This is a genomic window from Prevotella nigrescens, assembly GCF_031191185.1.
GTDB lineage: Bacteria > Bacteroidota > Bacteroidia > Bacteroidales > Bacteroidaceae > Prevotella > Prevotella nigrescens.
Window position 1 is genome coordinate 866,787 of sequence record NZ_CP133465.1, and the last position, 13,725, is coordinate 880,511.

A 13,725-nucleotide genomic window follows, 5' to 3' on the forward strand; every position below is an offset into this window, starting at 1 on the left:
AAAGATGAAAAAAGAAGTTAAAGATACTATTATAACCGAGCTTGGGGAAAAATTGAAAGAGTATCCACATTTTTATCTTGTAGATGTTACTGGATTAAATGCGTCAGCTACAAGCTCTCTTCGTCGTAAATGCTTTAAGAGTGAAATTAAGATGATTGTTGTTAAAAACAATCTTTTACATAAAGCTTTCGAAGCATCTGAACTAGATTATGAACCTCTTTATGGAGTTTTAAAAGGGAATACGGCTATAATGTTCTCACATGTAGCTAATATTCCTGCAAAACTTTTAAAAGAGTATAAGAAGGAAGGCATACCAGCTTTAAAAGCCGCTTATGCAGAAGAGTCTATGTTCATTGGTGCTGACAAGCTTGAAGAACTTGTAGCTCTCAAAAGTAAGGATGAACTTATTGCTGATGTTGTGGCTTTGCTGCAATCTCCCGCAAAGAATGTTGTTTCTGCTCTTCAATCCGGAGCAAGTACAATTCATGGTGTGCTTAAGACTTTAGGCGAACGTTCTGAGTAAATTATAAAGTCAATAATAAAAATAAGTAGAATAAATTAAAATATTAGAATAAAATGGCAGATATTAAAGCTATTGCAGAAGAATTAGTAAATCTTACTGTTAAGGAAGTAAATGAGTTAGCAACTGTCCTCAAGGACGAGTATGGAATTGAGCCTGCTGCTGCAGCCGTAGCAGTTGCTGGTCCTGCTGCTGGTGGTGCAGCTGCTGCAGCTGAAGAGAAAACAGAATTTGATGTTGTTCTTACTGAAGCTGGTGCAAACAAACTTAAGGTAGTTAAGGCGGTAAAAGAAGCTTGTGGGCTTGGTTTGAAAGATGCGAAGGACTTAGTTGATGGTGCTCCTTCTACTATCAAGGAAGGTGTGGCTAAGGCTGAAGCTGAAAACTTGAAGAAGTTGATTGAAGCTGAAGGTGCTAAGGTCGAATTGAAGTAACATTCTTCGGAAGAAAAATGCTTTTATAATTGCGTAAAAGCATAGTTTATAGAAATATGGTTAGAATTTACCAAGTAGGTGAATTCTAACCATTTTATGTCTTTAATTATTAATTGATTGTTTGTGATATTATATCACAGGCATAATAATATAAATATGACAGCAGAGAATAGACCCAGAATAAACTTTGCCAGTGTGCAGAATCCGTATCCATTCCCAGATTTTTTGGATTTACAATTAAAATCTTTCAAGGATTTTTTGCAACTTGATACACCTCCTGAAGATCGCAAAGAGGATGGCTTATATAAAGTTTTCGTTGAAAATTTCCCCATTACTGATACACGTAATAATTTTGTTCTCGAGTTTTTAGATTATTATATTGATCCCCCACGTTATTCTATTTCAGAATGTTTAGAACGAGGATTGACTTATAGTGTACCTTTGAAAGCTAAAATGAAGCTTTATTGTACCGATCCAGAACATGAAGATTTTGGGACTTTCATCCAAGATGTCTTTCTTGGTACAATTCCCTATATGACCGATAATGGAACTTTTATAATTAATGGTGCAGAACGTGTTGTTGTTTCTCAATTGCATCGTTCTCCTGGAGTTTTCTTTGGACAAGGTGTACATGCAAATGGAACAGTACTTTATAGTGCTCGTATAATTCCTTTCAAAGGTTCATGGATTGAATTTGCTACTGATATAAATAATGTAATGTATGCTTATATCGACCGTAAAAAGAAGTTGCCTGTGACAACAATGCTTCGGGCAATTGGTTTTGAGTCAGATAAGGATATATTACAGATTTTCGATCTTTGTGAGGAGATAAAGGTAAATAAGAAAAATCTGAAGTCTGCATTAGGACGGAAATTGGCAGGTAATGTAATGAAGAGCTGGAACGAAGATTTCGTTGACGAAGATACTGGTGAAGTTGTATCTATTGAACGTAACGAAGTCGTTGTTGAGCGTGAAACAGAAATTACCGAGGAGAATGTCGATACTATCCTTGAAAGTGGAGTTTCTTCTATTCTTTTGCACAAAGATGAAAGTGTTGCCAATAAGTTTTCAATTATCTTTAACACATTAGCAAAAGATCCCAGTCATTCAGAGATAGAAGCTGTAAATTATATTTATAGACAGTTACGAAATGCTGATGCTGCAGATGATGCAAGTGCAAGGGAAGTTTTCCAGAATCTTTTCTTTTCTGATAAGCGTTACGATCTTGGCGAGGTTGGACGATATAGAATAAACAGAAAGTTGGGACTTGATACAGATATGGATGTTCGAGTTCTGACAAAAGACGATATTATCGCGATTATAAAATATTTGATAAACCTTGTGAATTCAAATGCCACTGTTGATGATATCGACCATCTATCTAACCGTCGTGTTCGTACTGTTGGTGAGCAATTGGCAAATCAATTCTCTATAGGTTTAGCGCGAATGAGTCGTACTATTCGCGAGCGAATGAATGTCCGCGATAATGAAGTGTTCCAACCCACAGATTTGATTAATGCGAAGACCATCTCAAGTGTCATTAACTCATTCTTTGGTACAAATCCATTGAGCCAGTTTATGGATCAAACCAATCCACTGGCAGAGGTAACACACAAACGTCGTCTTTCTGCCTTAGGTCCTGGTGGTCTTTCCCGCGAACGTGCAGGTTTCGAAGTCCGTGATGTTCATTATACACACTATGGTCGCTTATGTCCTATTGAATCTCCTGAAGGTCCAAACATTGGTCTGATATCTTCATTATGCCTTTATGCGAAGATTAATGATCTGGGTTTCATTGTTACTCCCTATAGAAAGGTTACTGATTCGAAAGTAGATTTGAACAACGACCATGTTGTTTATATGACTGCAGAGGAAGAAGAAGACCTTCCCGTAGGACAGGGTAATGCGCCACTGAACCCAGATGGAACATTTATTCGTGATAATGTAAAGTGTCGCCAAGATGCAGATTATCCAGTTGTAGAACCAAGTCAGGTAGCTTTAATGGACGTTGCTCCACAGCAAATAGCCTCAGTATCTGCAGGCTTAATTCCATTCTTGGAGCACGATGATGGACACCGTGCATTGATGGGGTGTAATATGATGCGCCAAGCTGTTCCATTATTGCATAATGATGCTCCTATTGTAGGGACCGGTTTGGAAAAGCAAGTATGCGAAGATTCTCGTACAATGGTAACAGCCGAAGGAGATGGTGTTATAGATTATGTAGATGCGACTACCATTCGCATTCTTTATGATCGTACAGAAGACGAAGAGTTTGTAAGTTTCGAACCAGCTTTAAAAGAATATCGTATATCTAAGTTCCGTCGTACCAACCAAAACATGGTTGTAGACCTTCGTCCAATTTGTAATAAGGGGCAACGTGTTAAAAAAGGCGATATCCTTACTGAAGGTTACGCTACAGAAAATGGTGAGTTAGCACTTGGGCGAAATCTTTTAGTGGCTTATATGCCATGGAAAGGTTACAATTATGAAGATGCTGTTGTTATTTCAGAGCGAATGGTGCGCGAAGATGTTCTAACATCAGTGCATGTAGATGAATATTCCCTTGAGGTCCGTGAAACGAAGCGAGGAGTTGAAGAATTTACTTCCGATATCCCTAATGTAAGCGAAGAAGCAACAAAAGATTTAGATGAGAATGGTATTATTCGTATTGGTGCGCGTGTTGAACCAGGCGACATTATGATAGGTAAGATTTCTCCAAAAGGAGAGAGTGACCCTTCGCCTGAAGAAAAATTGTTGCGTGCTATTTTCGGTGATAAGGCTGGAGATGTGAAAGATTCTTCATTAAAGGCAAATCCATCTTTAAGCGGTGTTGTTATTGATAAGAGATTATTTGCTCGTGCACTCAAAACACGTGAGAGTAAACGACACGATAAAGCGACTTTAGCACGCCTTGACGAAGAGCAGGAAGCTAAAATTAACGATTTGAGGAGTTTGTTAGTTGATAAGCTTCTTGAATTAACCGAAGACAAAGTTTCGCAAGGAATTAAGGACTATTCGAATGCCGAGATTATAACCAAAGGCGCTAAATTTACTATGGCAGCTTTGAAAAATCTTGATTACGAAGGAATCCAATCGAATGGTTGGACAGATGACGAGCATACCAATTCCTTAATTAGGCAACTTATCATGAACTTCATTCGCAAGTATAAGCAAATGGATGCAGAACTTAAGCGTAAGAAGTTCTCTATTACGATAGGTGACGAGCTTCCTTCTGGCGTTTTACAGATGGCAAAAGTTTATATTGCCAAGAAACGCAAGATACAGGTTGGTGATAAGCTTGCTGGACGTCATGGTAATAAAGGTATTGTGTCAAAAGTTGTGCGTGTAGAAGATATGCCTTTCCTTGAAGATGGTCGAGCTGTGGATTTAGTATTGAATCCTATGGGTGTACCTTCCCGTATGAATCTTGGTCAGATATTTGAAGCCATTCTTGGTGCTGCGGGTTATAAATTGGGTGTTAAGTTTTCTACGCCAATTTTCGATGGTGCTAAACTGGAAGACTTAAAGGAATGGACCGACAAGGCTGGTCTGCCTCCAATGTGTTCTACTTATATTTATGATGGTGAGACTGGCGAACGTTTCGATCAGCCTGCAACAGTTGGTATTACTTATTTCTTGAAGTTAGGACACATGGTTGAAGATAAAATGCACGCACGTAGCATTGGTCCATATTCTCTTATTACGCAGCAACCATTGGGCGGTAAGGCTCAGTTTGGTGGACAACGATTCGGAGAAATGGAAGTTTGGGCAATCGAGGCATTTGGCGCATCGCATGTTTTGCAAGAAATCCTAACAATCAAATCAGATGATGTTGTGGGACGTTCAAAGGCATACGAATCTATCGTCAAAGGCGAACCCATGCCCATGCCTGGTATTCCAGAATCGCTGAATGTGTTACTCCACGAACTTCGCGGTCTTGGATTAAGTATTAAACTTGATTAAATTGTACACCCAAAATTAAAGAAACATGGCTTTTAAGAAAGATAATAAAGTTAAGAGTAATTTTAACAAGATCACTATTGGATTAGCCTCTCCGGAAGAGATACTCGAAAATTCGTTTGGAGAAGTAACTAAACCAGAGACGATTAACTATCGTACTTATAAACCTGAACGCGATGGCTTATTCTGTGAGCGTATTTTTGGTCCTACAAAAGACTACGAATGTGCTTGTGGAAAGTATAAGCGTATTCGCTATAAAGGAATTGTCTGTGATCGTTGTGGTGTAGAAGTTACAGAAAAGAAAGTACGTCGTGAACGTGCAGGACACATCGAACTCGTTGTGCCTGTAGCACATATTTGGTATTTCCGTAGTCTTCCAAATAAAATTGGTTATTTGTTAGGGCTTCCGACCAAGAAGTTGGACAGTGTTATATATTATGAGAAATATATTGTTGTTCAGCCAGGTGTCGTAGAGAACATGAAGTATTCAGATACTGGCGAAGAAATAAACGGCTCTCATAAATTCGACCTCCTCTCTGAAGACGAATACTTGGATATCCTTGATAATCGTTTGCCAGAAGGTAACGAGCGATTGGACAACTCTGATCCGAAGAAGTTTATTGCAAAGATGGGTGCAGAGGCTATATACGATTTGTTAGCTAATATAGATCTTGATCGTCTGGCTGGTGAACTTAGAGACCGTGCCACTACTGATTCAAGCCAACAACGTAAGACGGAAGCCTTGAAGCGTTTACAGATAGTTGAGGCATTCCGTCAGTCTGAAGGTATAAATCGTCCAGAATGGATGATAATGAAAATTATACCTGTTACACCTCCAGAGCTTCGTCCATTAGTCCCACTTGACGGAGGACGCTTTGCAACTTCGGACTTGAATGACCTTTATCGTCGTGTAATCATTCGTAACAATCGTTTAAAGCGACTTATTGAGATAAAAGCTCCAGATGTTATTCTCCGTAACGAGAAACGTATGTTGCAAGAAGCTGTAGACTCATTGTTTGATAATAGTCGTAAATCTTCAGCTGTTAAGAGCGAAAGTAATCGCCCATTGAAGTCGCTGTCAGACTCTCTAAAAGGTAAGCAAGGCCGCTTCCGTCAGAACCTTCTCGGTAAGCGTGTAGACTATTCTGCGCGTTCCGTAATCGTTGTAGGTCCAGAATTGAAGATGGGCGAATGTGGTCTCCCAAAACTTATGGCAGCTGAACTTTACAAGCCATTCATTATCCGTAAGCTTATTGAGCGTGGTATTGTAAAGACTGTGAAGAGTGCCAAGAAGATAGTTGACCGTCGAGAGCCAGTTATTTGGGATATTCTAGAAAATGTAATGAAAGGACATCCTGTTCTTCTCAACCGTGCTCCAACACTTCACCGTCTTGGTATACAAGCTTTCCAGCCAAAGCTCATCGAGGGTAAAGCTATTCAGTTACACCCATTGGCTTGTACTGCGTTCAATGCTGATTTCGATGGCGACCAGATGGCTGTTCACCTCCCATTAAGCAATGAGGCTATTATTGAAGCACAAATATTGATGCTCCAGAGTCACAATATATTGAATCCTGCTAATGGTGCACCTATTACAGTACCTTCGCAAGATATGGTGTTAGGTCTCTATTATATCACCAAGATCCGTCCGGGAGCTAAAGGCGAGGGATTGTGCTTCTATGGAGACGAAGAGGCGATTATTGCTCATAATGAAGGACATTGTGACCTCCACGCACAAGTAAAGGTTATTGTTGATGACCTTGTCGATGGCAAACTTCAGAAACGTATGGTAGAAACATCTGTTGGGCGAGTGATCGTCAATCGGATTATTCCAACTGAAGTAGGATTCTTCAATGGCATTATATCCAAGAAGTCGTTGCGTGGTCTTATTGCCGATGTAATCAAGTCTGTTGGTATGGCACGTGCTTGCGCTTTCCTTGACGGTATTAAGAACCTTGGCTACCGTATGGCTTATACGGCTGGTCTTTCGTTCAACTTGGACGATATAATTGTGCCAAAAGAAAAAGTCGATATTGTTGACAAGGGACAAGCTGAAGTAGACCAGGTTAAAGCTAACTACGAAATGGGTTTCATTACTGATAAAGAGCGTTATAACCAGGTAATTGATGCGTGGACGCACGTTAACAACAATTTGAAAGCGAGCGTAATGAAACACATGACAGAAGCCGATCAGGGGTTCAATGCCGTTTACATGATGCTTGACTCTGGAGCTCGTGGCTCTGCCGACCAGATTGCGCAGCTTGCTGGTATGCGTGGTTTGATGGCCAAACCGCAGAAGGCTGGCGCAGAGGGTGCACAGATTATTGAGAACCCAATTCTTTCTAACTTTAAAGAAGGTATGTCGGTGCTCGAATACTTTATTTCATCACACGGTGCTCGTAAGGGTCTTGCCGATACTGCTATGAAGACTGCCGATGCCGGATATCTAACTCGTCGTTTGGTTGACGTTTCTCACGACGTAATCATAACAGAAGAAGATTGTGGTTCTCTCAGAGGTCTGGAATGTCGTGCATTGAAGAACGGGGACGAGGTTATAGCTTCTCTTTACGAACGTATTCTTGGTCGTGTATCCGTGCACGATGTTGTCAATCCGTCTACTGGTGAGATTATGGTTGCTGCAGGCGAAGAGATTACCGAGGCGAAGGCGAAAGCCATCGATGAGTCTCCGCTTGAGATGATAGAGATACGTTCTGTGCTTACATGCGAAAGTAAGCATGGCGTATGTAAGAAGTGTTATGGTCGCAACTTGGCTACTGCTCGTATGGTGCAGATGGGAGAAGCTGTCGGAGTCATTGCAGCACAAGCTATTGGTGAACCAGGTACACAGCTTACACTTCGTACTTTCCACGCTGGTGGTATTGCTTCTAATGCTGCCGCTAATGCGTCTATTGTTGCAAAGAATGATTGTAAGATAGAGTTCGACGAACTTCGTACGGTTCCATTTGTTGACGAGGAAGATCGAGAATGTCAAAAGGTTGTAAGCCGTCTGGCGGAAATCCGTTTCATAGATATCAATACAGGTATCGTTCTCTTGACAGAAGGAATTCCTTATGGCAGTTCTCTCTATTATAAGAATGGTGATAAAGTTAAGGAAGGCGACCTTATTTGTCGTTGGGATCCATTCAATGCTGTCATCGTAAGCGAATATTCTGGTGTACTCCGTCTACACGATGTTGTAGAAGGGACAACTTATAAGGCTGAAACAGACGATGCAACGGGGCTTACCGAACGTATCATTACAGAATCGCGCGATAAGTCGCATGTCCCGACTGTCGATGTTGTACGCCCAGGAGCCAGGAAAAGTACCGGCGGGCAGTATGCGCCAGAAGATATATTGGGAACTTATAATCTTCCTGTAGGAGGGCACTTGGAACAGATTGTACAAGAAGGTGCAGAAATCAAGACAGGTACGACTCTCGTCAAGATTCCGCGTTCTGTAGGTGGTGCCGGAGATATTACGGGTGGTCTGCCACGTGTAACCGAGTTGTTCGAAGCTCGCAACCCGTCTAACCCAGCAGTCGTGTCAGAAATCGATGGAGAGGTTACAATGGGTAAGGTAAAGCGTGGTAACCGCGAAATTATCGTTACATCGAAGACGGGCGACCAGCGCAAGTATCTTGTCAGCTTGTCAAAACAGATTCTTGTTCAGGAGCACGATGCCGTACGTGCAGGTACTCCGCTTTCAGACGGTATCATAACTCCAGCCGACATTCTTTCCATTAAGGGTCCTACGGCAGTGCAAGAGTATATCGTGAACGAGGTGCAGGACGTTTATCGCCTCCAAGGTGTGAAGATTAACGACAAGCACTTTGAAATTATCGTTCGCCAAATGATGCGTAAGGTTCGTATCGACGATTCAGGAGATACAACATTCCTCGAACAAGAACTTGTTGATAAGCTCGACTTCCAGGAAGAGAACGACCGGATCTGGGGTAAGAAGGTTGTTACCGACCCAGGCGATTCTGAGAATTGCTACAAGGGACAGATTCTTTCCGTACGCAAGTTGCGCGACGAGAACTCTAATCTCAAGCGGCGCGATTTGAAGCTCGTTCAGGTGCGCGATGCCGTCCAGGCAACTGCAACACAGATGCTTCAGGGTATTACACGTGCAGCCCTCGGTACAAAGAGCTTCATGTCGGCTGCTTCGTTCCAGGAAACGACCAAGGTTCTCAACGAGGCTGCAATCCGTGGCAAGAGCGATACTCTCGAGGGAATGAAGGAGAACGTAATCTGCGGACACTTGATCCCTGCGGGAACAGGTCTTCGTCAGTGGCAAAAGCTTATAGTTGGTTCTCAGGAAGAGCATACACGCTTGGAAGCTAACAAGAAGAGCATTCTCGACTTCTCCGATAAAGAGAATGCGGAGGATTAGAACAAAATAAACTTTATACAACTTAAAAGGGCTCACAAGCATTGCTTGCGGGCCTTTCTTGATTAAGCGTCTGCCGTAAGTATCCCTCATGTTTTCCATTTTATACAAAGAAAAGAAAAAGATTGTCTTGCACATTTTTAGGATAGTACCGTTGCCAATGAATTGTCATACCGTTGCCAATGAATTCTCATACTGCTGCCAATGAATTGTCATATTGTTGCCAATGAATAGTCATACTGTTGCCAATGAATTGTCATACTGTTGCCAATAAATTATCATGCTGTTGCCAATGGGAGGTATATGTCTCTAATTATAAAATGAACGTGAAAAGAAATTAGGATTAATTCATTGTGTTCTTGCTTTTCATGTACAATATACAGCGAAAACTTGTGTAATTGAGGAATAAGAACTATGTTTGCAGTTGAAATATGAGAAAATGACAATGAGGCGAAGCATACTCAATTTTTGTAGGTTCTTGCTTTATCCCAAGCACCGTGTGGACGAAACGTGTCTGAAACGTCGTTTCAAGGGACAGTGGGTGGTGATTACGGGAGCATCGCGAGGTATTGGATCTGCATTGGCAAGGCGGCTGATGCGGGCAGGAGCGAACCTCTATCTCATAGCTCGCAGCGAGGCTGAACTGCAGGCGTTGTGCGATGAAGCGCAAGCAATGGGCTGTAAAGCAGTCTGTCGTGCACTCGATTTGCGCGACCGTTCTGCCTTGAAATCGTTGTGCCACGACCTGAAGCAGTTGTCCACGGTAGACTATCTCTTCTGCAATGCAGGGAAATCCATCTGCCGGAAGATTGCAGATGCCACCGACCGTCTGCACGATTTCGACCGTACAATGGACCTAAACTATCGCTCCGTAGTGGCTTTGGCTTTGGCCTTGCTGCCTGCCTTGCAACGAGCGGGCGGCAAATTGGTCTATACCTCGTCGGTCAGCAGTTTGTATCCGCCTGCTCCGGGCTGGTCGGCTTACCACGCATCGAAGTGCGCAACCAATGTGTGGTGTCGTACGGCAGAAAGCGAATGGAAGCCGTCTGGCGTTGGCGTCCATGTGGCTTACCTGCCCTTGGTGCGTACGGATATGTCGATGGCTAACCCGCATTATCGCTCCTTGCCTGCCTATTCGGCCGATGATGCAGCGTGCATTCTGTTGCGGCTGGCTATGGGGCACCGCTTTTCCTACCAGCCTTGGTGGGCGCGCCTTACGGCTTCTGTGGCATCATTGTTTGCCCCTTTGGTTCGTTACTTCTATCAAAAGTCTGTTCTATGAAAACATCTCTCCTCCGTTCGCTTTGGCGTTTGCACTTCATTACTCCGCGTGGTATTGTGCGTCTGCTTGGCTGCTTCCTGCACGAAGGCATTACGATGATGGCTGCCGTGCGCTTTGCTGCTCGCTATCATGCATACGATTGTGCTGTGGTGAGTGATAATCTGCACGTAGATTATCAGGAATTCTATGCGTTGGCACAGCGGTTGTCCCATTTGCTCTGCCATAATTATTGCCTGAAAAGCGGACAGCATGTGGCACTGTTTTGCCGTAACCATCTTGTTTCAGCCTTGCTTCTGCCTGCTCTTTCTCGATTGGGAGTCCACGTAAAGTTGCTGAACACCGACCTCTCGGGCGAACAGTTGGCACAAGTAATGAGCCGTTCGTTCGCACTTTTTATCTACGATGAGGAGTTGATACTGGCAAATGACTTAAACGCAATGTGCCCAATGATATCGTGTGAAACCTTGTTGGAGAGCATAAAAAGACAAGATTTTGTTAATAATACCCCGCTGCCACACATAAGGCGAGGTGGAAATATCAGTGTGATGACGGGCGGTTCGAGTGGTAAATACAAGGAGGCTGCACGGCAGACGGGCATCGTTCAGTTTCTTCCACCCTTCTTTTCGCTGCTCCGCGATTTGCATATCGACAGCTATCAGAGCGTGCTGATAGGACTTCCTTTCTATCATGGCTTCGGCTTGGCTACGCTGATTATCTCGCTCGTCATGGGCAAGAAGGTGTGTCTGCTGCGCCGTTTCGATGCTGAAGAGGTGCTGAATGCTGTGGCAACAAAGCGTGTTGAGGTGATGCCAATGGTGCCTGCCATGCTTGCCAGACTGTGGCAGACGGAACGTGCCGAAGCTCGTTTGCACTCGCTGAAGTGCATCATCAGCGGAGGCGATCGGCTCGATGTGTCGTTGGCAAAGTATACGATGGAGCGTCTTGGTCCTGTGCTTTACAACCTTTATGGCACGTCGGAGGCAGGCTTTTTCCTGCTTGCCACACCGCAGCAGCTTATCTACACTGATGACGTTTCTATTGGGAAACCTATTCGGGGTATGCAGTGCACAGTGCGAGATGCCGATGCAGAGGGCGTTGGAACACTGTGGGTGAAATGTTGCTGGGCAATGGCTGGGCGACAGAACTGTTGGCAGAGCACGGGCGACCGCGTGCTTCAGCTGTCCGATGGTCGCTTTCTTCATCGTGGGAGAGCCGACCGAATGGTGGTCTGTGGCGGCGAGAATGTTTACCCCGAGCACGTCGAGAAAGTCTTGAAATCTCACCCTTTGGTTGTCGATGCAGTGGTTTACGCTGTCCCCGATGTTCGTTTTGGTCGTGTGCTTAGTGCGCAGATAGAACTGAAAGCAGGCACTCTACTCGATGAAGAAGATTTGAAGAAATGGCTCAGAGCAAGACTCTCCCGTGCCGAAATGCCCCATCATTTCCGTTTCGAGCCGATAAAAATACTATCAACAGGGAAGCATCGTAGAAATAGATAACACGCAATAAATTAGAAACATCTACAGAGATTACGTCAAAGATAAATATACTTAAGAAAGCAAGATAATGAAGATTATATTCCTGTTACTCATCAGTGTTTTTTCTCTTTTTTGTGTTCTTCCTTCCGAGAAGATTGTTAGTTTGGGCGATTGGACAAACGAAACTGTAGATACGCTATTGTTTTTCAATGAGGCAGTATCCTCTTATCAACTGAAACCAGAGCTACGAAAAAGGACAGTCCCATTTTCGCTCAAAGAAAGATCTTTACCTCTTAAAGGAAATACTTGTAGTTATGCTATGAAAAGCGTAGATGGACATTATTATATTGTCGCCATTCGTACCGACAAATGCGGATATGTCTACAAACTCATAACCTATAATATTGCGGGTGAAAACGATACAGAAGCTTTAGTTGTCCAACTAAATTCCTATAAACACGGTATACCCATAGACGCCTTGGTCTTAGAGATGAATTTTATTTTTGAGACGAAACATTCTGCACAATATACTGTTGATAATTCAGTAGTAAAGATAGACAGATACGAGGTAAACGATTTCTTGTATGCTGAGAGTGGAGACATTATCGGTATGAAGGATATTCCTGACACTGTTGTATCTCGTTCTATCTACAAAATAAAAGATGGACGATTTATAAAATGGCAGAATAGCAGATAAGTTAGTTATTATATCTTGTAGGATTGGGTCTTACTGACTATGTTATTCTCTTCGAGAAATTATCTGTATCTTTGCAATATTAAATTTTAAAAAGTATGAAATATAGAGTAGGAGTATTCATATTTATGGCTCTCTTCTTTGTCCTCACTCAATCTATTTATGGTATGAGGAATAAGGAAGTAAGATTGTATTCACCAAAACATAATACAACAATGAAGAAAATCTTTTTATGCTCATCTTTTGCTGATGTGGCTCCTCTTCTACTCGAGTTTGTTCCTACTTCGTTGAGTGGAAAAACGGTAGCATTTATTCCTACTGCAAGTATTCATGAAGAATATACCCAGTATGTTGAAGATGGAAAGAATGCACTTGTTTCACTTGGATTAGTTGTAAGAGAATTAGAAATTACACAATGCGAAAAGAAAGAAATTGTAAAAGTACTGAATGATTGTGATTGTATCTATATCACAGGCGGCAATACCTTCTTTCTTATGCAAGAACTACGAAGAACTGGAACCGACAAGTTGATAGTTGAGCAGGTAGAGAAAGGAAAGCTATACATTGGAGAATCGGCGGGTGCAATGATTTTTGCTCCTACCATAGAGTATGCCAAGAGAATGGATAACAATCTTTTATTGACACCAGACTTTGAGGATTTTTCCGGACTTGGTGTCGTTGACTTCTATCCTGTTGTTCATTTTAATAGCTTTCCCTTTGAAGAAGCGACACGGAAAATAATTCAGGAAGATGGCTATTTACCTTTGAAACCAATTACGAATGAACAAGCCATAGTAGTTTTAGGAGATAATATTTCCATACAAAGTAAGCAGTAGTTTTGTACCATTTCTTGATATTTTGTTGTCAAATATAAGAAAATGCATGAAAGTTTATGTGGTTATTAATATTTTTATTATTTTTGTTTTCAGTCAATGGATTTTAAGTGATAAGCGGTGAATTGGTT

8 protein-coding genes are annotated in these 13,725 nt (G+C 42.3%); all 8 read left to right on the forward strand.

The window, feature by feature from the left end; all coding sequences use genetic code 11:
- The first annotated feature begins 4 nt into the window (after nt 1-4).
- The gene (gene rplJ / locus RDV52_RS05780) at nt 5-523 is read left to right on the forward strand and encodes a 50S ribosomal protein L10 (protein WP_004362504.1); all 519 of its coding nucleotides are present in this window, start codon (nt 5-7) and stop codon (nt 521-523) included.
- Between the two features lie 53 nt (nt 524-576).
- Entirely contained in the window at nt 577-954 is a 378-nt protein-coding gene (gene rplL, locus RDV52_RS05785; RefSeq protein ID WP_004362506.1) for a 50S ribosomal protein L7/L12, read from the forward strand.
- 156 nt (nt 955-1,110) lie between these two features.
- Nucleotides 1,111-4,920 carry a DNA-directed RNA polymerase subunit beta gene (gene rpoB / locus RDV52_RS05790; protein ID WP_004362508.1) on the forward strand — a complete coding sequence of 1,270 codons (3,810 nt, stop codon included), beginning with the start codon at nt 1,111-1,113 and terminating at the stop codon, nt 4,918-4,920.
- 25 nt (nt 4,921-4,945) lie between these two features.
- Complete coding sequence (gene rpoC, locus RDV52_RS05795; RefSeq protein WP_004366568.1) at nt 4,946-9,310, forward strand: DNA-directed RNA polymerase subunit beta'; 4,365 nt, start codon at nt 4,946-4,948, stop codon at nt 9,308-9,310.
- A 442-nt stretch (nt 9,311-9,752) separates the two neighbouring features.
- Entirely contained in the window at nt 9,753-10,589 is an 837-nt protein-coding gene (locus tag RDV52_RS05800) for an SDR family NAD(P)-dependent oxidoreductase (protein ID WP_040556856.1), read from the forward strand.
- Complete coding sequence (locus RDV52_RS05805) at nt 10,586-12,088, forward strand: class I adenylate-forming enzyme family protein (RefSeq protein ID WP_004366566.1); 1,503 nt, start codon at nt 10,586-10,588, stop codon at nt 12,086-12,088. The genes RDV52_RS05800 and RDV52_RS05805 overlap by 4 nt, the downstream gene beginning before the upstream one ends.
- Nucleotides 12,089-12,386: 298 nt before the next feature.
- Nucleotides 12,387-12,764 (forward strand): hypothetical protein, encoded by a 378-nt coding sequence (locus tag RDV52_RS05810; RefSeq protein ID WP_223381157.1) that lies wholly within the window; start codon nt 12,387-12,389, stop codon nt 12,762-12,764.
- 95 nt (nt 12,765-12,859) lie between these two features.
- On the forward strand, nt 12,860-13,597 hold the full coding sequence (locus RDV52_RS05815; RefSeq protein ID WP_004366565.1) for a Type 1 glutamine amidotransferase-like domain-containing protein: 738 nt from the start codon (nt 12,860-12,862) through the stop codon (nt 13,595-13,597).
- Nucleotides 13,598-13,725: the final 128 nt, after the last annotated feature.

Coding starts and splice junctions, on each gene's coding strand:
- rplJ (WP_004362504.1), top strand. CDS start 5: ATGAAAAAAGAAGTTAAAGATACTATTATAACCGAGCTTGGGGAAAAA.
- rplL (WP_004362506.1), top strand. CDS start 577: ATGGCAGATATTAAAGCTATTGCAGAAGAATTAGTAAATCTTACTGTT.
- rpoB (WP_004362508.1), top strand. CDS start 1,111: ATGACAGCAGAGAATAGACCCAGAATAAACTTTGCCAGTGTGCAGAAT.
- rpoC (WP_004366568.1), top strand. CDS start 4,946: ATGGCTTTTAAGAAAGATAATAAAGTTAAGAGTAATTTTAACAAGATC.
- RDV52_RS05800 (WP_040556856.1), top strand. CDS start 9,753: ATGAGGCGAAGCATACTCAATTTTTGTAGGTTCTTGCTTTATCCCAAG.
- RDV52_RS05805 (WP_004366566.1), top strand. CDS start 10,586: ATGAAAACATCTCTCCTCCGTTCGCTTTGGCGTTTGCACTTCATTACT.
- RDV52_RS05810 (WP_223381157.1), top strand. CDS start 12,387: ATGAAAAGCGTAGATGGACATTATTATATTGTCGCCATTCGTACCGAC.
- RDV52_RS05815 (WP_004366565.1), top strand. CDS start 12,860: ATGAAATATAGAGTAGGAGTATTCATATTTATGGCTCTCTTCTTTGTC.